The organism is Aurantimonas sp. A2-1-M11 (assembly GCF_036549475.1).
GTDB lineage: Bacteria > Pseudomonadota > Alphaproteobacteria > Rhizobiales > Rhizobiaceae > Aurantimonas.
This window is the reverse complement of the sequence record NZ_JAZHLI010000037.1, coordinates 26,032-44,739: the sequence shown is the minus strand read 5'-3', so window position 1 is coordinate 44,739 and position 18,708 is coordinate 26,032. Positions and strand designations below refer to the sequence as shown.

Below are 18,708 nucleotides of genomic sequence, written 5' to 3'. Positions count from 1 at the left end.
CCGCCGGTAATCACCTCGAACTTTGCTATCGTCATAGTGCTGCTCCTAGGATTATTCCTAGGACTTCACCGATACGGCGAACGCTGTGAAGGCGGTACACCGCGTGGGCTTACGCGCGATCTGCGCCTCGTCGAAGCCCGGGCCGTCGTCGCGCAGGTCGATCAGCGCGTGGCCGTCACTTTGCCGCACGTCGAGCGAGAGTTCACCGCCGCGGCCATCGCCATAGGCGTGCTTGACCGCATTGGTGATGAGTTCGTTGAGGATCAGGCCGACAGGCGCCGCCTTGTCGGCGGAAATCGCAACCGCCTCGCAATTGCTGCGCAGGCGGATGTCTCCGCGTCCGCTGGCCCCCAGGACGTCGGAGGCGAGGCTTTCGGCGAAGGCGCCCACATCGAAGCGGGTGACGTCGTCGGCCTGGTAGAGCCGGCGATGCACCGCCGCCAGAGCGTCGATGCGCTCCAGCATAGTTTCCAGCGTCTCGCGGAATTTCGGATCCGGAATGGAGCGCATCTGCAGGCGCAGGAGCGAGCCGATCATGGTCAGGTTGTTCTTGACCCGGTGGTCGACCTCGTTGAGCAGCAGGGTCTTGGCCTCGAGCGCCGTTTCCAGGTCCTGGGTGCGGGCGCGGACCTGCGCCTCGACCTCTTCCTTCTGGCGCGCCAGCGCCTGTTCGGCCTCGACGCGATGGGTGATGTCGATCTGCGAGGCGAAGAAGAACTGCACCTCCCCGCCTTCGCTGCGGACCGGGCTGACGAAGAGCGAATTCCAGAAGGCCGAGCCATCCTTGCGGTAATTGCGCAATTCGACGTTGATCGCCGTTTCGTCCGCGATCGCCTGGCGAAGACGCTGCAGGGCATCCTGATCGGTGTCGGGCCCCTGCAGGAACCGGCAGTTGCGGCCGATGATCTCGTCGCGCTCATAACCCACCAGATCCTGGAAGGCAGCATTGGCGAAGACGATCGGATTGTCGTCCTGCCGGGGATCGGTGATGATCATCGGCATCCGCGTTCCGCGAATGGCGGCCGCGAACGGATCTCCCCGTCCCAGCTCATGGCCAATGATTTCGGTAAGATGCCAGTCGTCGCGCTGCTTCATGCCACTCTGCCGTCGGTCTCATGGAGTTCGGTCGGCAAACTGCGCGCACACCGATCATGTCGAAAGGTGGACGGCAAACGGAATACCCCGGATCTTGGTTCCCTCGGCCGGCCGCGCCGCCTGTGGACAAGCGCGCTGGCGCACCGTTCGTCATGGCCCTGGCAAGGTCAGGCGGAGGGCGGAAAGGTCTCGGCGCGCCGGCGTGGAACGAGGGCAAGCAGGCTGATGCCGCGAAGACCGAGAAAGCCCAGCAACGCTGCCCAGAGCCCGGCATTGCCGAAAAGCGGCGTCAGCGCATGGGCCGCCGCCGCAAAGGCCAGGAACGAGACGATCATCATGTCGCGCATGGTGCGCGACCACGTGGCGCCGATGAATACCCCGTCCATGATGAAGGCCAGCGCCCCGGCTGCCGGGGTCAGCGCCGCAAAGAGCAGATAGTCGCTCGCCATGCCGCGGACCGCCTCGTCCGTCATCAGGCCCGCGATCAGCCAGGTACCGCCGAACAGGAAGACCGCCGACAGCCCCAGCGACAGGATGATGCCCCAGAACATGGTCAGGCGGACGGCCCGGTCGAAGGCCGGCCGGTAGCGGGCGCCGACGGCGCGGCCGACGAGCTGTTCGGATGCCGTCGCCATGCCGTCCAGGAAATAGCCGCCGACCGCGAAGAAGTTCATCAGGATGCCGTTGGCCGCCAGGACCAGCGTGCCGAACTGGGCGCCGAGCCGGGCAAACAGCATGAAGGCGCCGAGCAGGCAGAAGGACCGGATCATGATGTCGCGATTGACCGCGATCATCCGCACGAAGCCGCGCCGCTCGAAGACCCGCGCCCGGGACGGCCGGTCGCGCCCGTCGAACCGCGCCACGACGACGACGAGGCCGACCAGGGCGCCGATGGCCTCGCCGCAGATCGTGCCGAAGGCGACGCCGGCGATGCCGTATTCCATGACCAGCCCGAAGAGGATCGACAGGGCGATGTTGGTGCCGTTGACGACGACCTGCAGGGCCAGGCCGAGCCCGCCCCGGCCGGAGCCCAGCACATGGCCGAGAATGGCGTAGTTGAGGAAGGCAAAGGGCGCCGAGAACATCCGCACGAAGACATACAGGCCCGTCGCCGCGACGACGCCGGGCCCCGGCGCGATGGCCAGCAGGCCGAGGCCGGTGATCAGCGGCTCGGCCAGGATCAGCCCGGCACCGATCGCCAGCGACAGCACCACGGCCCGCCAGAACACCGCCTGGATCTCGCGGCCGTTCTCCTCCCCCGCCGCCTGCGCGGTCAGCCCGGTCGTGCCCGAGCGCAGGAAGTTGAAGGTCGCGAAGGCGAAATCGAAGATCAGCGCGCCCACGGCCAGGCCGCCCAGCGCCGTGGCGTCGCCGATCCGGCCGACAACGGCCGTGTCGGTCAGACCGATCAGCGGCGTCGTCAGGAAGGCCAGCGTCATCGGAAGGGTGATCTTCCAGACGTCGCGGTGGGTCACCGCGAAGGGGCGCACGCCCGGCGCCGCCCCGTCGGGATGCGGTCCGCCGGCCGGGTCGTCCCCGCCCGGATCGTTCGTCCGGCTCACCGTGTGGTCGATGTGTCCACGCATCCGCGGCCAGTCGCACCCGGCATGGCTGCTGGCAAGCGAAACCTTGTCGCGGTGCCTCCGCGCCAGGACGCCCTAGCTTGAGCCGACATGCCGCTTGCGATCATCCACCACCCTGCCTTCGACGCGGATTTCGACGCCCGGCACCGGTTCCCGATGTCGAAATTCTCGCGGCTGGCCGAGATCCTCGTCGAGGACGGGCTGGTCGCCCCCGGCGGCTATCACCAGCCGGTGCCGGCACCCGCGGCCTGGCTGCGGCTGGCGCATGATCCGCTCTATGTCGACCAGGTACTGTTTTCCGCCGTGCCGGCGGCGATGGAGAAGGCGATCGGCTTCCGGGTGGACGAGAAGGTCGCCCTGCGCTCGCGCTGCGCGACCGGCGGCACGGTGCTGACCGCCCGGATGGCACTGGCCGAGGGGCTGGCCTGCAACACCGCCGGGGGCAGCCATCATGCGGCGCGGGCCGGCGGCGCTGGGTTCTCGGTCTTCAACGACGTGGCGGTGGCCGCGTCACTGCTCCTGGCCGATGGCGATGCCGGCCGCGTCCTGGTCGTCGATTGCGACGTCCATCAGGGCGACGGGACGGCGCGCATCTTCGCGACCGAGCCGCGGGTCTTCACCCTGTCCCTGCACGGCGCCCGGAACTACCCGGTCCGCAAGGCCTCGTCCGATCTCGACGTGGCGCTTCCGGACAATACCGGCGATGCCGAATACCTCGCCGCCCTGCGTCCGGCGCTGGCGGCGGCGATCGACCGGTCGCGGCCGGACATCGTCTTCTACAATGCCGGCGTCGATCCGCACGAGGACGACCGGCTGGGCCGGCTGGCGCTCAGCGAGGCGGGCCTAGCCGAACGCGACCGCACGGTGATCGGCACCTGCCGCGACCGCGCGATCCCGGTCGCCTGCGTGATCGGCGGCGGCTATCTCACCGACATCGAAAGGCTCGCCCGGCGCCATTCCCTCCTGCACCGGGTGGCCTGGGAGTTCGCCTGAGCCGGTAATCGCCCTAGCGCCGCCCCATGGTGAACAGCCGCGAGATAATGAAGATCGGGATGACGATCGCCGCGCCGAGCAGGAAATAGTCGAACGCCCGGTCCAGCGAGCCGAAGATGTTGAACCAGAGCCAGTCGAAGAGGTCGACGAACCAGTCGATGACGTCGGCCGGGCTCCAGGACAGCCACGACAGGATCACGCCGACGACGATCGAGAGCAGGATCAGCCGCATGATCACGCCGAGCGGCGAGCCGCCGAGAAACCTGTTCACCCGTTCCGACATGTTGCAATGCTCCGCTGCGTCCCTGTCACGGCAGGTAGGCCGAAGATCCGTGCGGCACAAGCCCGCATTCCCGCACCGACAAGCCGACTCCGTCGCGCGCCGCCCTATTGCGGCATCGGCTCGGGCAGCATCGCCTGCAGCGTCTCCAGCCGGTCCGCCTCGAAGGCCGGCTTGTCCCAACGCAGGCGCGAGACGCGCGGAAAGCGCATGGCCACGCCGCTCTTGTGGCGACTGGAACGGGCCAGCCCCTCGAAGGCCACCTCCAGGACGAGGCCATGGTCGGGCTCGGCGCGGACCGAACGCACCGGGCCGAAGCGCTCGATGGTGTTGTCGCGGACATATTTGTCGAGCTGCTTCAGCTCCTCGTCGGTGAAGCCGAAATAGGCCTTGCCCACCGGCACCAGTTCCGGGTCGTCCATGGGCCCGGTCCATACGCCGAAGGTGTAGTCGGAATAGAAGCTCGACCGCTTGCCGTGGCCGCGCTGGGCATACATCAGCACCGCGTCTATCAGATGCGGGTCCTGCTTCCACTTGAACCACGGCCCTTTCGGGCGGCCCGGCACATAGGTGGAATCCCAGCGCTTCAGCATCACGCCCTCGATCACCGGATGGGGCGGGCCGGCGCGTAAGCGCGCCAGTTCGTCGAAATCGGCAAAGGGGAGGAAGGGCGAGACGTCGAAACGGGTCGGCTCGAGCGTTGCGACGAAGCGGTCGAGACGCTGGCGCCGCTCGGCGAAGGGCAGCGCGCGCAGATCCGTTTCGCCCTCCTGCAGCAGGTCGTAGGTCCGCAGGAACACCGGATAGCGCTTGAGGATGGCCGCCGACACGGTCTTGCGGTTCAGCCGCTGCTGCAGGTCCGAGAAGGTGCCGACGACGATGTCGTCGCCCGGCGCCCCGTCATGCGTCCGCACCTTCGGCGTTCCGCCCGTGCGCGGCTGCGGCGTCGCCACGAGGAGTTCGCCGTCGAGCGCGCCCTCATAGGTCATGAAGTCGAGAAGGTCGGGAAAGGCGTTGGAGATGTCGTCGCCGGTGCGCGAATAGAGCCGGCGGATGCCGTTCTCGGCCGTCGCCTGGACGCGGATGCCGTCCCATTTCCATTCCGCCGCATAGGTCTCGGCGTCAATGCGGCCGTAATCGGGCTCCTCCAGCGCCTGCGACAGCATCACCGGCCGAAACGGCGAGGCCGCCGCCGAGACCGGCTTGTCACCGCGCCCCTCCAGCCAGGCGAAGAGCGTCTCGTAGGGCCGTTCCAGCCCGTGCCAGAGCTCCTCGATCTCGGCCACCGGCCGCTCGCCGAACTCGGCCAGCGCCTGCTTGGCGAGCCGCGAGGAGACGCCGATGCGCATCGCGCCGGTCACCAGCTTCAGCAGCGCGTAGCGGCCGGAGGAATCCAGACGATCGAGCCATGCCTCGACCAGCGCCGGCCCGTCCTTGCGGGTCGCGGCGTCCAGAGTCTCGACGACGTCCGCCAGCGTCGGCGGATCGGCGGGCCGCGCGCCGCCATCGTGGGGCGACGGCCAGACCAGGGCGATGGTCTCGGCTAGGTCGCCGACATAGTCGTAGGAATAGCCGAACAGCACCGCATCCATGCGGCTCGCCATCAATTCGCGCAGCATGGCCGGCTTGACGCTGCGCACGTCGAGATCGCCGGTGATCGCCGCCAGCGCATAGCCGCGCTCGGGATCGGGCACCCGGCGAAAGAAATCCACCATCAGGCGCAGCTTGCCGTTGCGCGACGGCGTCAGGACTAGGCGGTCGAGAAGTTCGGCAAAGCGCTTCATGGGGTCCCGGCAAGGCTGCGGCGATGTCGGGGAGACATAGGGCGAGACCGCAGCGGTGCATCGGCCTGGGCGTGCGCGCCGCGGCAACGGGCTCAGACGCTGGGCGACGGCATCGGCCGCGCGCCGCGCAGGCTGCGGCGCTTCAGGTGGTAGCGCGCGGTAAAGACCGCGTCGGCATCCATGCCCGGCTCGCGCAGCAGCCATTCCAGATAGGCGTCCGGCACCTCGGCAAGGGCCACGCCCTTGTGGCGGCCGAACCGCAGCCGCGCCAGCAGCGCCGGCTCGGCCGACGCCCGCTCGGCCCGCTCCAGGAAGTCGGCCACGTCCTGGCAGCGGGGCATCAGCGTTGCCGCGATCGTGCGCAGCAGCACCGCCGTGCAGACCGCGTCGTACAGCGCCCGGTGCGGATGCAGCCCCTCCAGCATCGGCCGGACCGGCGCCAGGTCGAGGGGCAGGTATTTCACCAGGCTCTGCAGCCCATGGGCCCGCACCTGCGGAAACGCCCGCAATGCCAGCTTGTGGGTGCACAGCCAGCGGCCGGTCAGGCGCAGCCGGGAGCGGTCGAAGCTGGCGCGCTGGGCGGCGTAGATGCCGGCGCCGGCGAAAGGCGGCAGCGCCTGGGCAAAGGACGGCGCCCCCGCCAGCATCGCGTCGCTGATCTGGTGGACCTTGCGCGCATGGGGATTGATCGCGACGCCGCCGGGATCGCACAGGGTCTGCATCGGGTTGCCGATTGCCCCGGTGGCCAGATCCAGATCGACCGAGCCGATCTCGATGACCGCATCCTCCTCGAGGCGCTGGCCGGCCGTCTCCACGTCGATGACCCGCACGCGGGTGGCGCACGGCTCGGCAAAGAGCGAGGGCGTGGAAGGGACGGGCGGAAAGAGGTCGGACATCGCCGCACAAGATCGGTCCTGGCACGACCCGGCGCAAGACGTGGCAAGATGGTGCGGCCGCCTGTCGACCGCTGGCATGTCGGACACGCCGGGATGGGGCCTAGCGCACCGCGCCTGTCCTAAGATGCCTTGCCGGTTGTCGCGCCGGTACCGTCGGCGCCTTTGCAGAGCGCGGCCGATCTGCTACGAGCCCGTATTCTTACGTTTACGTCAAAATCAGAGGTGCGATCCTGGCCCTTCCCAAGCTTCTCCACGGTCGGCTGCGGCTGCCGGTGATCGCCGCACCGCTGTTCGTCATCTCGAATCCGGCGCTGGTCATCGCCCAGGCGAAGGCCGGCATCGTCGGCGCCTTTCCGGCGCTGAACGCCCGCCCCGCCGCCCAGCTCGACGAATGGCTCTGCGAGATCGAGGCGGCGCTGGCCGCCCATGATCGCGACCATCCCGAGCGGCGCGCCGCGCCCTTCGCCGTCAACCAGATCGTCCACCGCTCCAACACGCGGCTGGAGCAGGACCTGGCGGTCTGCGTCAAGCACGAGGTGCCAATCGTCATCACCTCGCTGGGCGCCCGCCCGGAGGTCAACGAGGCGGTGCATTCCTATGGCGGCATCGTGCTGCACGACGTGATCGACGACCGCTTCGCCCGCAAGGCGATCGAGAAGGGCGCCGACGGCCTGATCGCCGTGGCGGCGGGCGCCGGCGGTCATGCCGGGACGCTGTCGCCCTTCGCGCTGATCCAGGAGATCCGCGCCTGGTTCGACGGACCGCTGTTCCTGTCCGGCGCCATCGCGACCGGCGACGCGGTGCTGGCGGCGCAGGCAATGGGCGCCGACGGCGGCTATGTCGGCTCGGCCTTCATCGCCACGGACGAGGCGCGGGCGGCTGCGGACTACAAGCAGGCCATCGTCAGCGGCCGGGCCAGCGACATCGTCTACACCGACCTCTTCACCGGCATTCACGGCAATTATCTGCGCGAGTCGATCGTGGCGGCCGGGCTCGACCCCGATGCCCTGCCCGGCAGCGATCCCAGCCAGATGGATTTCGGCGGCAGCGCCAAGCCCAAGGCCTGGAAGGAGATCTGGGGCTCGGGCCAGGGCATCGGCGCGGTCGGCGCCGTGGGCCCGGCCAGCGCCCTCGTCGACCGGCTGGCCGCGGAATACGAGGCCGCCCGGCGCCGCATCTGCGGCTGACGCACCCCAGTCCGCCGCCCGCGTCGACCATGGCACGCGTTTGGCACGGACCAAGGCACGCGTTCGTGCCCGCGCCTGCCGCCGGGCATCGCTTTACCGCTTGAACCCGGCCCGGTTTCCCGCTATCAGGACGCCGTCCGCGGATTTCGATCCGAGCCGGACCAAGCCGCTTTAGCTCAGGTGGTAGAGCACATCATTCGTAATGATGGGGTCGCAGGTTCGAGTCCTGCAAGCGGCACCACTATCCCAACGACTTACAGACACCGGACGTGAACGGCCAGAGAGCGTTTGTTACGCCGTGTGACGGATCCCCGTCACAGATGTCTCACAGCGGCCCGTTCCGCGGGCGCAGTCGACATTCTCGGCAGTCAACGGGCATGGCATGGCCGCTAGAGCGATCTCTGCCCTGGCTACGGTCACCGCCACCTTCTGCAGGGGCGGGTCGCTTCACGCGCCCGGTGCCGGGCATCCAGTCACGCCATATCCGCGATGCCCAGACCGAAACGGTCGCAGCTAAAGGTCCCGTAAACGACTGTTGTGATATCGAACCGATCGCCGCAATAACGATCGTCACCTGATGCTGCGCCAAACCGAACCGATCGACGTCTACAAGGCCCTGGTATCGGCTCTGGCCGACAATCTGCTTCCCACCACGGCAATCGGCGTGACGTTTTTCGGCATCGGGCTGTACGCCTACAGCGAGACCGGCGTCGCGGCGGCCCTCGCCATCACGATCGCCGGGGTCGTGGCCTCGGTGCTCAAGGCCCTTTTCATCTTCTTTCATCGTCGGACCCTGGTGCATCGACCGTCGACGCTTGCGGTCATCAGGCGGTTCGAGGCCGGCCATACCATCACGACGTTGGGCATGGCGGCGCCGATCGGCGCCCTGTGCGCCCTCCTGTTCTCGCTGCCCGCGCTCTCCCTGCACGTGGTCGCCACCGCCCTGCTGTTCGGATATTGCGCGGGTGTCGCGACCCGCATCTCGGTCCGCCCGAAGATCGCGATGGGTGCGGTCATCCTCGCCGCGGGACCGGCGATCGCCTCTGCGGCGCTGTTCATCGAGGATGCCCGGCTCCTGACCGGCGCCGTGTTCGTGCTGTTCCTCGTCAGCGCGATGGAGACCATCACGCATCTCCACCGAAGCGCCTGCCGCCTCATCACGATGCGTCTGCAGATGGCGAAGCTGGCGCGGCTCGATCCCTTGACCGCGTTGTCCAACCGCCTGGGACTGCGCGAGGCATTCGACGAACTGCCGCGTGACACGGGCCGCTCGGTCGCGATCCATGCCTTCGACCTGGACGGCTTCAAGGCGGTCAACGACCAATTCGGCCACGCGACGGGGGATCGGCTCCTGCAGGCACTCGCCGAAAGGCTGCGCCGGCTTGTCGGTGAAGACGACGTCGTTGCTCGCGTAGGCGGTGACGAGTTCGTGGTCCTGCAGCCGGGCCTGGACGATAAGGCCGACCCGGGGCTGCTCGCCCAGCGGATCCATCGCCAGCTGACCGAGCCCTGTGACGTGGGCACCGATCGGCCGCTCAGGGTGGGTCTCCGTCTCGGCTACAGCATCGCCCCCGCCGGCACCGCATCCCTGGACACACTGCTGCGCGACGCGGACGCGACATCCTACAAGGTCAAGCGAAACGGCGGCGGCTTTCGGCCCCATCGATCACCACGCGCGCCGTCCGTCTTGCCGGACAGCGACCTGGCCCCGCGGAAGGCAATTGCCGCAGCTTGAAAGCCTCGCATGACAAAAGTCGGCGACGTGTCTGTGTTCGCTTCTGAAAGGTTGGCGCGGACGCATCGCCCGCGCCTGCGCTGTCACCCCTGCGCGCTTCCCGAGTTCGCCATGCCCTGCGCCGTCGGCAACGGCGTTGCGGACGTGCGGCGTGACCAGTTGCGGGGCTTGGGCGCGGGGCTGCGCTGGCCGAACAGTTCGGTCGAGAAGGGCTCGGGCGTCCACAGGGCGCGGCGCAGCGCCTCGGCTTCGGCGCGCTCTGCCTCGATGCGGTTCCAGCGCGGCTCGCTCGCCGTTTCGGTCACCGTCTCGGGGTAGCGCGCGGCCATGATCCGGTTGGCCTCGGCCCAGTGCTCGTGCTCGCGGCCGCTCGGCCGTCCCTCGCGCTCCCAGACCTCGTAGGCCAGCCTGCGCACGGCCTCCGCATTGTCGATCCTGACCATTTCCCGTCTCCCGATAGCGTTGAAACGAAACTAGGATTCGCGGTCGGCGCGACAGCAGCATGCAACGGCGAAATGAATTTAGCCGCGCATCCATCGCGCGCTGCAACGCCGACACCAAAGGCTACGCGTGCGGTCACCCGGCGCCGAACCCGGACCGGATCGACGCGTCGTGCCCACACCTGAATAGATAGTGCAGGCGCCGGTCCGGAAAAGGTCCGACAGCGATGCCCGATGCAGGCTTTATCGGGCTATCGGCAGCCCGATCCGGGCGCGTCTGCCCGCAGCGCGGCGAAGACCGATGGCACCGCGTCGAGCCGGTCGACCACGGCGCCGGCCCCCAGATCCTCGGCGGCGATGCTGGTATAGCCGCCGCGCAGGACGACGACGGCCATGCCGGCCGCCTGGGCGGCGGCCACGTCGTTTTCGCTGTCGCCGACAAAGACGACATCGCCGGCATCTAGGCCGAGCCGCTCGCAGGCCAGCAGCAGGAGCCCCGGCTCGGGCTTCTTGGGCGGTCCTGCATCGCCGCCCACCACCACCTGCATGAGGTCCGACAGGCCGAAATGGGTGAGGATCTCGCGCGTGGCAGCCTCGGGCTTGTTGGTGACGACGCCGATCGGCGTGCCGGCATCCACCAGAGCGCGCGTCGCCTCGCTCGCGCCGGCGGTCAGCGTCGTCAGTTCGGTCGCCCGCGGCTCGTAGATCGCCAGGAAGCGCGTTACCACCCGGTCGCGCTCGGCCGGGTCGAGCGTCTTGCCGAGCCCCTCATAGGCCCGGTCGATGAGCGTCGGGACGCCGCGGCCCACCATGCGGGTCACCGCCTCCAGCGTGAAGGGCGGCTCGCCGTAGCTCGCCAGCGTCTCGTTCAGCGCGGCGTGGATGTCGGGCGCCGAATCGACGAGGGTGCCGTCAAGATCGAAGAGGACCGCTTTCGGCCAGGCAGTGTCGGCCATCAGGCGGTTTCCTTCCATTTGATCGAACAGCCGATGGAGGGGATCTGCTCGGCCGGCCCCTTTCCGGTCTCGGCGACCCGGCGCATCGCCTCGAACAGGTCGCGCGCCGTGCCCTCGGGCGCCGCCGCCTTGCGCGAGGCGTCGATGCGGCCGCGATATTGCAGCCCGAGATCGCCGTCGAAGCCGAAGAAGTCTGGCGTGCAGACCGCGCCATAGGCGCGCGCCACGCTCTGGTCGGCGTCGTAGAGATAGGGGAACGGAAAATCGTGCTGGCGGGCGAAATCCTGCATCCGCTCGAAGGAATCCTCCGGGTAGCGCTCGGCATCGTTGGACGAGATCGCCACCGTGCCGATGCCCAGCGCCGCCAGATCCCTGGCGTCGCGCACCAGCCGGTCGATTACCGCCTTCACATAGGGACAGTGGTTGCAGATGAAGACGACGAGCAGGCAGTTCTCGCCCGTGTGGTCGAAGATGCGGTGGTCCTTGCCGTCGACGCCGGGGAGTTCGGCATCGACCGCCTTCCACCCGAAGTCGCAGATCGGTGGCTGTGCCGCCATGGTTGGTCCCTTTCGCTTCACGCGCCCGGCAAAAACCTAGGCAAGTGCGCGGCGAAAATCGAGTGCGGGACGCCAGCCCCTCAGATCGCCGACAGGCCGCCATCGACGGGAATGGCCGCCCCGGTCATGAAGCCATTGGCCGGATCGGCGGCGAAGAGCACCGCCGTCACCACCTCGCCGACTTCCGCGAGCCGGCGCATCGGGATGCCGCGCACGATCGCCTGTTCCGCCTCCCCGGCCTCTGCGCCACCGGCGAGCGAGCCGGGCTCGCCCAGGACCATGGCGGTGCGGGCAAAAGAGGGGCAGACGGCGTTGATGCGCAGCCCGCGCCGGGCATTCTCGGCCGCGGCAGATTTCGTCAGGCCGACGACGCCATGCTTGGCGGCGGCATAGACCGACAGGAGCGGCGCCCCGCCCAGCCCCGCCACCGAGGCGACATTGACGATCGCGCCACGGGTGCCGTCGCGGGCAAAGCGCGCGCTCATCGCCGCGATCTGGTGCTTCATGGCGAAAAACACGCCCATCAAATCCACCGCGATCACCCGTTCGGCCTCCGCCGCCGTGATCTCCTGCAGCCGCTTGTAGTCATGGACGATGCCGGCATTGTTGATGGCGACGTCGAGGCCGCCGAAACGCTCCACCGCCGTCTCGACCAACGCGGCGGCCGTCGCCTCGCTGGAGACGTCGCCGGCGACCGTGACGGCCTCGGTCCCGGTGATCTCGGCGGCGAAGGTCTCCAGCGGGCCGGCCTCCCGGTCGGTCAGGATCAGCCGTGCCCCTTCTGCGGCGAAGGCCCTGGCGATCTCCCGCCCGAAGCCGCCCGCGGCCCCCGAGACGAGGACGGCCTTGCCGGCGAAGCGCGCCATCAGGCCTCTTTCTTGATCAGGTCGACGGCGAGCTGCGCCAGGACGGGCACGTTGCGGCCATAGACCTTGGCCTTGTCCGGGTTGGACGCATTGCCCTGGATGTAGCGCTTGAACACGCCCTGCAGGATCGCCGCCAGCCGGAAGAAGGAGAAGGCCACGTAGAAGGGCCAGTGGTCGATGCCGTCGAGGCCGCGCCGCTCGCAGTAGCGCGCCACATACTGCTCCTCGGTGGGAATGCCCAGCGCCGTCCGGTCGAGATCGCCCAGCCCCTTGAAGGAGCCCGAATGGGGCAGGCGCCACTGCATGCACTGGTAGGACAGGTCCGCCAGCGGATGGCCGAGGGTCGACAATTCCCAGTCGAGGATCGCCAGGATCTCCGGCTTCTGCTTGTCGAAGATCATGTTGTCGAGGCGGAAATCCCCATGGACGAGGCTGGTGACGCCGTCATCGTCCGGCAGGTTCTGCTCCAGCCAGGCGATCAGTTCGTCCATGGCCGGGATGGGGTCGGTCTTCGACTGGCGGTACTGCTCGGTCCAGCGCGACAGCTGGCGCTCGAAATAATTGCCCGGGCGGCCGAAATCGGCCAAGCCCACGGAGTCGACGTCAACCGAGTGCAGCGCCGCCAGCGCAGCGTTCATGGCATCGTAGACCGCGCCGCGTTCCTCGCCGGATTCGATCTCCGGCAGGGCCGGATCCCAGAAGATGCGGCCGTCGCAGTGCTCCATCACGAAGAAGGTCCGGCCGAGCGGCGAGTGGCTCTCCTCGGCCAGGTGCAGCATGCGCGGCACCGGCACGTCGGTGCCCGCCAGGGCCTGCATGACGCGGAACTCGCGGTCCACCTGATGCGCCGATTTCAGCAATTCGCCCGGCGGCTTGGCGCGCAGCACATAGGTGCGGCTGTCCGCATCCAGCCGCCAGGTGGGGTTCGACTGCCCCGCCTGGAACTTGACCATCTGCTCGAGCCCGTGGAACCCCTCCACATGCTCTTCCAGGTAATGGCCGAGGGCTGCCTCGTCGATCGTCTGGTCGTCCCCGTCCGTCGTCATGGCATGCCTCTCACAGGACCTCGAAGAGACCGGCCGCGCCCATGCCGCCGCCGACGCACATGGTCACGACGACCCAGCGCACGCCGCGCCGCCGTCCCTCGATCAGCGCGTGGCCGGCCATGCGGGCGCCGGACATGCCATAGGGGTGGCCGATCGAGATCGCGCCGCCGTCGACATTGAGGATCTCGCCGGAAATGCCGAGACGGTCGCGGCAATAGAGCGCCTGGGAGGCGAATGCCTCGTTCAGTTCCCACAGGCCGATGTCGCCGATCTTGAGGCCGTTCTTCTCCAGGAGCTTGGGCACGGCAAAGACCGGGCCGATGCCCATTTCGTCCGGGTCGCAGCCGGCGACCGCCATGCCCGCATAGCGGCCCAGCGGCTGCAGGCCGCGGCGCTCGGCGTCCCGGGCTTCCATCAGCACCGCGGCGGAGGCGCCGTCGGACAGCTGCGAGGCGTTGCCGGCGGTGATGAAGCGGCCCTCGGCGACGGCCTGGCCGTTCTTGAAGACCGGCTGAAGCTTCTGAAGGTCGGCCAGCGTCGTCTGCGGCCGGTTGCCCTCGTCGCGGTCGATCGTGATCTCGCGGTCGGAGACCTCGCCGGTGTCCCGGTCCTTGACCTTCATCGTCACGGTCATCGGCACGATTTCGCTGTCGTAGCGGCCGGCCGCCTGGGCCGCGGCCGTGCGCTGCTGCGACTGCAATGCGTATTCGTCCTGCGCCTCGCGGGAGATGCCGTAGCGCTCGGCGACGATCTCGGCAGTCTCCAGCATCGACATGTAGAGGTCGGGCCGGTGCTCGCGCAGCCACGGATCGGCGGCGCGGAACATGTTCATCTTGTCGTTCTGGACCAGCGACACCGATTCCAGGCCGCCACCGACCGCCGCGGTCATGTTGTCCTGGACGATCTGCTTGGCGGCGATGGCGATGCCCATCAGGCCGGAGGCGCACTGGCGGTCGACCGACATGCCGGCGACCTGCGTCGGAAGTCCGGCGCGCAGCGCGCACTGGCGGGCGATGTTGGTGCCGGTGGAGCCCTGCTGCAGGGCCGCCCCCATCACCACGTCCTCGATCTCGGCCGGGTCGATGCCCGCGCGCTCGACCGCATGCCGGATGGCGTGGCCACCCAGGGCCTGCGCCTGGGTGTCGTTGAAGGCGCCGCGATAGGCCTTGCCGATCGGCGTGCGCGCCGTCGAGACGATGACCGCTTCTCTCATGGGTATGGGTGTTCTCCCGGTTAGGTGCGAGCGTGGGGCGGTGCGCGTCGGCTCAGTCCGTCGGTGGCTCCAGCACCGCCAGTGTGATCCATTGCGCCGTCAGCGCCGGCTTGGTGGCGCCTTCGATCTCGATCGCGGCATCCCAGGTGGTCTGCAGGCTGACCGCGCGCTCGGTGAGGCCGACCATCCTGAAGACGCCGCGCACCCGTGCCCCCGCCTTGACGGGGTTGAGGAACCGCACGCGATCGAAGCCGTAATTGATGCCCATCTTCGTCGTCTTCACGCCCGGCAGCGCGTCATAGGCGAGCGGCGACAGGAGCGAGATAGTCAGGAAACCGTGGGCGATGGTGCCGCCGAAGGGGGTTGCGGCCTTGGCCCGCTCCGGATCCACATGGATGAACTGATGGTCGTGGGTCGCGGCGGCGAAGCCGTCGATCATGGTCTGGTCGACGGTCAGCCAGTCGGAAACCAGCGGCTCGCCGTCCAGATGGGCGCGATACGCCTCCATCGAGACCAGCCGGGCCCTGAGGACCGCCTCGGTCGCGGCGACGGAATCCAGCGCCATCAGTGCTCCTCGAACAATTCGTGCCCGGTCTCGACCCCGATCCCGCCGTCCAGCGGCAGGATCGCCCCCGTCGTATATGCGCCGCCGCGGCCGCAAAGGAACAGCGCGGCGCCGGCAATATCGTCGGGCGCACCGATCCGGCCCATCGGGACGCCGCGGCCCACGGCCGCCGCCTTCTCGTCCGTGCCGGTCGCAAAGGCCGTCATCTTCGACTGGAAGGGGCCGGGCGCAAACGCGTTGACGGTGATGTGCCGGCCGGCAAATTCCTTGGCGAGACAACGGGTCAGATGGTGCACGGCCGCCTTGGAGGCCGCGTAGGAATAGACGTTCTCGGCCAGCGGCGCCGCACCCATCACCGAGCCGAGGTTGACGATCCGGGCCGGGTTCTCGGCGCTCGCCGCCTTTTCGAGCAGCGGCAGGAGATGCTGGGTCACCGTGAACAGGCCCGCCACGTTGACGCCCATGACCTTCGCCCAGGCGCTGTAGGGAAACTCTTCCAGCGGCGCACCCCAGGACACGCCGGCATTGTTGAACAGGATGTCGAGCCGGTCCGTGCGCGCCTTCACCGCGTCCGCCAGCGCCGCGACGCCGGCTTCGCTCCCCACGTCGCCGGCAAAGCCCTCGACCGTGCCCGGATGGCCTTCGGCATTGATCTCGGTGGCGGTCGCCTCGCAGGCCTCCGCCTTGCGCGACGCGATCAGCACCCGCGCCCCGCCCCCGGCGAGCGCCGTGGCGATCATCCGTCCGATGCCCGTTGCACCGCCGGTGACGAGGGCCGTCTTGCCCTCGACGGAGAACAGGCGTTCCAGCATCGACATGGTCATCGGGTGGTCCCTCCCTTCCTGGCGCCGCACCGCCGACAATGGCGATCCGGCGAAAAACCTTCGGGCCGCAATTGACATCATACGCGCGAGTATGTCCAGTGGTGGAACGATGGCGAGCGAGCGAACCACAGGCGAGACGGAGGAGAGCGGGGTGCGGCAGCGCCGGGCGCCACCGCCGCGTTCGCGCCGCGACCGGGACTTCGTGGCGGCACGGGGCGGCGAAGGCGACCCGGACGGCGCCCGCGCGGCGATCCTGGCGGCGGCGGCCCGGGCCTTCGGAGAGCGCGGCTATGCCGCCGCCTCCATCGACGATGTGGCGCGCGGCATGGGCGCGACCAAGGGCATCGTCTATCATTACTACCGCTCCAAGAACGATCTGTTCTTCGATGTCTGCCAGCACGGCATGGCGCTGGATTTCGCGGCGGTCACCCCGCATGCGCAGTCGCGCGACCGGGCGGTGACGCGGCTGCGCGCCATGGCCGAGGCGCACATCATGACGATGATGGACGAGGTGCATTTCCAGCTCGTCATCCTGCAGGGCGTGTCGCGGCACATGAACAGCCCGTCGACGCCCCAGGACAAGGCCTCGCTGGAGAAGCTGATCGCCGAGCGCGACCGCTACGAGGCGCTATTTCGCGGCGTCATCGCCGAGGCCCGCACCCAGGGCGACCTGCCGGCGACCAGCGACATCTCGCTGGCGGGAAAGACGTTCCTGGCGGTGATCAACTCGCCGGTCTTCTGGTATCGGGAGCGGGACGGCGAGACGGCACGCGACCGCAAGGCCATCGCCCGCGACCTGGCCTATTTCGCATTGCGCGGCGCCGGCGCCGACGACAGCATTCTCGAGGAGGAATTCGACCGATGAGCGAACACAATGGCGCGATGGCGCTGGGCATGACCGAGCGGCTGAAGCCGATCCACGCAGCGGTGCGCGACATGGTCCGCAACGAGATCACGCCGGCCGGCGAGGAGTTCCTCGCCGAGGTGCCGAAGGAAGGCCGCTGGATCTACACCGCCCGGCAGAGCGAGATCCTCGAAGGCCTGAAGGCGACGGCCCGTAGCCGCAATCTGTGGAATTTCTGGCTGACGGATTCGGACCGCGGCTACGGCCTGTCCACCGTCGAATACGCCTATCTCGCCGAGGAGATGGGCAAGACGCATCTGGGCGCCGAGACCTTCAACTGTTCCGCCCCCGACACCGGCAACATGGAAGTCTTCGAGCGCTATTGCACGCCCGAGCAGCAGGCGCCGTGGCTGCCGCGCCTGCTCGATGGCCAGATCCGCTCGGCCTATCTGATGACAGAGCCGGACGTGGCATCCTCCGACGCCACCAATGTCGAGATGCCCTGCGTGGCCGACGGCGACCATTATGTCCTCAATGGCGAGAAATGGTGGTCCTCCGGCGCCGGCGATCCGCGCTGCGAGATCTACATCGTCATGGTCAAGACCGGCGGCGACGACATGCCCAAGCACCGGCGCCATTCGATGGTGCTGGTGCCGGCGGACACGCCGGGCATCGAGGTGCTGCGCGCCATGACCGTCTATGGCGACGACGACGCGCCGCATGGCCACATGCATATCCGCTTCACCGATGTGCGGGTGCCGAAATCGGCGATGATCCTGGAGGAAGGGCGCGGCTTCGAGGTGGCCCAGGGCCGTCTGGGACCCGGCCGCATCCACCATTGCATGCGCGCCATCGGCCATGCCGAGGCGGCGCTGGAGATGATGTGCACGCGCTCGCTGCGCCGCGAGGCCTTCGGCAAGCCGCTGTCCCAGCTCGGCGCCAATTACGACATCATCGCCAAATGCCGGATGGATATCGAGATGGCGCGGCTCCTGTGCCTGAAGGCGGCCTGGATGATGGACCAGGGCGACCAGCGGGCCGCCGCCCCGTGGATCAGCCAGATCAAGGTCGTCGCGCCCAACGTGGCGCTGACGGTGATCGACGAGGCGGTGCAGATGTTCGGCGGCGAAGGCATTTCCCAGGACCAGCCGCTGGCCCGCATGTGGACCCATGTGCGCACGTTGCGGCTCGCCGACGGCCCGGACGCGGTGCATCGCCGCCAGGTGGCACGCTGGGAACTGGCCAAGCACACCCAGGAAAAGGTGTGACGCGACGACAGGCAGGACCGGGGCGGTGCTACGCCGCCTCGGTCAGCACCGCGCGCGAAAGGTATGGAAACAGCGTCAATTACATACCATTATAGCGCATGAAGTTCGAATTCGACCCTAACAAGAGTGCGGCGAACAAGGCCAAGCATGGGTTCGACTTCGAGGACGCCCAGCGTATCTGGGACGATCCCTGGATGATCGAGGCGCCGGCCCGCACCGACGACGAACCGCGGTGTCTGGCGATCGGGCAGATCGGCGGCAAGCACTGGGCAGCGGTCTATGTCGAACGGGAAGGCCGGCTCCGGCTGATTTCCGTGCGGCGAGCCAGACAGCAGGAGGTCGCATTCTATGAAGGCGCATGAACTCGACGAGGCATTCGATGCCGGCGCGGATGTCAGCGACCAGATCGACTGGTCGAAGGCCCGGCGCCCCAATGTCGAAACCCGCCGCGTCAATGTCGATTTTCCCGCCTGGGTCGTGGCCGGGCTCGACCAGCAGGCGCGACGCCTAGGCGTCACCCGTCAGGCACTGATCAAGCTGTGGATCGCCGAACGCCTCTCGTAAATCTCTGAAGAC

The 18,708-nt window shown here is 68.4% G+C and carries 20 protein-coding genes and 1 tRNA gene; 8 read left to right on the top strand and 13 right to left on the bottom strand.

From position 1 onward, the window contains the following. Positions 1-57: 57 nt before the first annotated feature. Together VQ042_RS16240 and VQ042_RS16235 are read right to left on the bottom strand one after the other, a co-directional pair. Positions 58-1,095, bottom strand: a complete 1,038-nt coding sequence (locus VQ042_RS16240) for a PAS domain-containing protein (protein WP_331821131.1) — start codon at positions 1,093-1,095, stop codon at positions 58-60. A 167-nt stretch (positions 1,096-1,262) separates the two neighbouring features. Next, positions 1,263-2,681 (bottom strand): MATE family efflux transporter, encoded by a 1,419-nt coding sequence (locus VQ042_RS16235; protein WP_331821129.1) that lies wholly within the window; start codon positions 2,679-2,681, stop codon positions 1,263-1,265. Positions 2,682-2,768: 87 nt separating this feature from the next. On the opposite strand from VQ042_RS16235, the gene VQ042_RS16230 reads away from it, so the two are divergent. Beyond that, positions 2,769-3,671: a histone deacetylase family protein gene (locus VQ042_RS16230; protein ID WP_331821127.1), complete on the top strand. Its 903-nt coding sequence runs from the start codon at positions 2,769-2,771 to the stop codon at positions 3,669-3,671. A 13-nt stretch (positions 3,672-3,684) separates the two neighbouring features. Here the strand turns inward: VQ042_RS16230 and VQ042_RS16225 are convergent, their stop codons facing one another. The 3 genes from VQ042_RS16225 to VQ042_RS16215 form a co-directional block, all read right to left on the bottom strand. Then, on the bottom strand, positions 3,685-3,954 hold the full coding sequence (locus VQ042_RS16225; protein WP_331821125.1) for a DUF6460 domain-containing protein: 270 nt from the start codon (positions 3,952-3,954) through the stop codon (positions 3,685-3,687). Positions 3,955-4,058: 104 nt separating this feature from the next. After that, positions 4,059-5,735, bottom strand: a complete 1,677-nt coding sequence (locus VQ042_RS16220; protein ID WP_331821123.1) for a cisplatin damage response ATP-dependent DNA ligase — start codon at positions 5,733-5,735, stop codon at positions 4,059-4,061. A 92-nt stretch (positions 5,736-5,827) separates the two neighbouring features. After that, the gene (locus VQ042_RS16215) at positions 5,828-6,631 is read right to left on the bottom strand and encodes an exonuclease domain-containing protein (RefSeq protein WP_331821121.1); all 804 of its coding nucleotides are present in this window, start codon (positions 6,629-6,631) and stop codon (positions 5,828-5,830) included. A 230-nt stretch (positions 6,632-6,861) separates the two neighbouring features. Here VQ042_RS16215 and VQ042_RS16210 point away from each other — a divergent pair, with 230 nt between their 5' ends. The 3 genes from VQ042_RS16210 (at position 6,862) to VQ042_RS16200 (ending at position 9,553) form a co-directional block, all read left to right on the top strand. Beyond that, positions 6,862-7,818, top strand: coding sequence for an NAD(P)H-dependent flavin oxidoreductase (locus VQ042_RS16210; protein ID WP_331821137.1), 957 nt, complete (start codon positions 6,862-6,864; stop codon positions 7,816-7,818). A gap of 165 nt (positions 7,819-7,983) precedes the next feature. Beyond that, a tRNA-Thr gene (locus VQ042_RS16205) sits at positions 7,984-8,059 on the top strand. 336 nt (positions 8,060-8,395) lie between these two features. Next, positions 8,396-9,553 (top strand): GGDEF domain-containing protein, encoded by a 1,158-nt coding sequence (locus VQ042_RS16200; protein ID WP_331821119.1) that lies wholly within the window; start codon positions 8,396-8,398, stop codon positions 9,551-9,553. Positions 9,554-9,636: 83 nt separating this feature from the next. On the opposite strand, the gene VQ042_RS16195 is transcribed toward VQ042_RS16200, so the two are convergent. The 8 genes from VQ042_RS16195 to VQ042_RS16160 all read right to left on the bottom strand — a co-directional run bounded on the left by VQ042_RS16195 (position 9,637) and on the right by VQ042_RS16160 (position 16,014). After that, entirely contained in the window at positions 9,637-9,996 is a 360-nt protein-coding gene (locus tag VQ042_RS16195) for a DUF2934 domain-containing protein (protein WP_331821118.1), read from the bottom strand. A 248-nt stretch (positions 9,997-10,244) separates the two neighbouring features. Then, positions 10,245-10,949 carry a phosphoglycolate phosphatase gene (gene gph, locus VQ042_RS16190; protein WP_331821116.1) on the bottom strand — a complete coding sequence of 235 codons (705 nt, stop codon included), beginning with the start codon at positions 10,947-10,949 and terminating at the stop codon, positions 10,245-10,247. Then, the gene (locus VQ042_RS16185) at positions 10,949-11,506 is read right to left on the bottom strand and encodes a thioredoxin family protein (protein WP_331821114.1); all 558 of its coding nucleotides are present in this window, start codon (positions 11,504-11,506) and stop codon (positions 10,949-10,951) included. The genes gph and VQ042_RS16185 overlap by 1 nt, the downstream gene beginning before the upstream one ends. Positions 11,507-11,586: 80 nt before the next feature. After that, on the bottom strand, positions 11,587-12,372 hold the full coding sequence (locus tag VQ042_RS16180) for an SDR family NAD(P)-dependent oxidoreductase (RefSeq protein WP_331821112.1): 786 nt from the start codon (positions 12,370-12,372) through the stop codon (positions 11,587-11,589). Further along, a complete protein-coding gene (locus VQ042_RS16175) occupies positions 12,372-13,418 on the bottom strand; it encodes a phosphotransferase family protein (protein WP_331821110.1) in 1,047 nt (348 codons plus the stop codon). Before VQ042_RS16175 ends, VQ042_RS16180 begins: the two co-directional genes overlap by 1 nt. Before the next feature lie 10 nt (positions 13,419-13,428). Next, positions 13,429-14,631, bottom strand: a complete 1,203-nt coding sequence (locus VQ042_RS16170) for an acetyl-CoA C-acyltransferase (RefSeq protein ID WP_331821108.1) — start codon at positions 14,629-14,631, stop codon at positions 13,429-13,431. A gap of 52 nt (positions 14,632-14,683) precedes the next feature. Then, complete coding sequence (locus VQ042_RS16165) at positions 14,684-15,196, bottom strand: MaoC family dehydratase (RefSeq protein WP_442880101.1); 513 nt, start codon at positions 15,194-15,196, stop codon at positions 14,684-14,686. Beyond that, positions 15,196-16,014 (bottom strand): SDR family oxidoreductase, encoded by an 819-nt coding sequence (locus tag VQ042_RS16160; RefSeq protein WP_331821133.1) that lies wholly within the window; start codon positions 16,012-16,014, stop codon positions 15,196-15,198. The genes VQ042_RS16165 and VQ042_RS16160 overlap by 1 nt, the downstream gene beginning before the upstream one ends. Before the next feature lie 115 nt (positions 16,015-16,129). On the opposite strand from VQ042_RS16160, the gene VQ042_RS16155 reads away from it, so the two are divergent. From VQ042_RS16155 to brnA, 4 genes are all read left to right on the top strand, one after another. After that, on the top strand, positions 16,130-16,885 hold the full coding sequence (locus tag VQ042_RS16155; protein WP_331821106.1) for a TetR/AcrR family transcriptional regulator: 756 nt from the start codon (positions 16,130-16,132) through the stop codon (positions 16,883-16,885). Positions 16,886-16,902: 17 nt separating this feature from the next. After that, on the top strand, positions 16,903-18,132 hold the full coding sequence (locus tag VQ042_RS16150) for an acyl-CoA dehydrogenase family protein (protein ID WP_442880102.1): 1,230 nt from the start codon (positions 16,903-16,905) through the stop codon (positions 18,130-18,132). A 98-nt stretch (positions 18,133-18,230) separates the two neighbouring features. Further along, complete coding sequence (locus VQ042_RS16145; RefSeq protein ID WP_331821102.1) at positions 18,231-18,494, top strand: BrnT family toxin; 264 nt, start codon at positions 18,231-18,233, stop codon at positions 18,492-18,494. Continuing rightward, positions 18,481-18,696 carry a type II toxin-antitoxin system BrnA family antitoxin gene (gene brnA, locus VQ042_RS16140; protein WP_331821100.1) on the top strand — a complete coding sequence of 72 codons (216 nt, stop codon included), beginning with the start codon at positions 18,481-18,483 and terminating at the stop codon, positions 18,694-18,696. Before VQ042_RS16145 ends, brnA begins: the two co-directional genes overlap by 14 nt. Positions 18,697-18,708 lie beyond the last annotated feature (12 nt).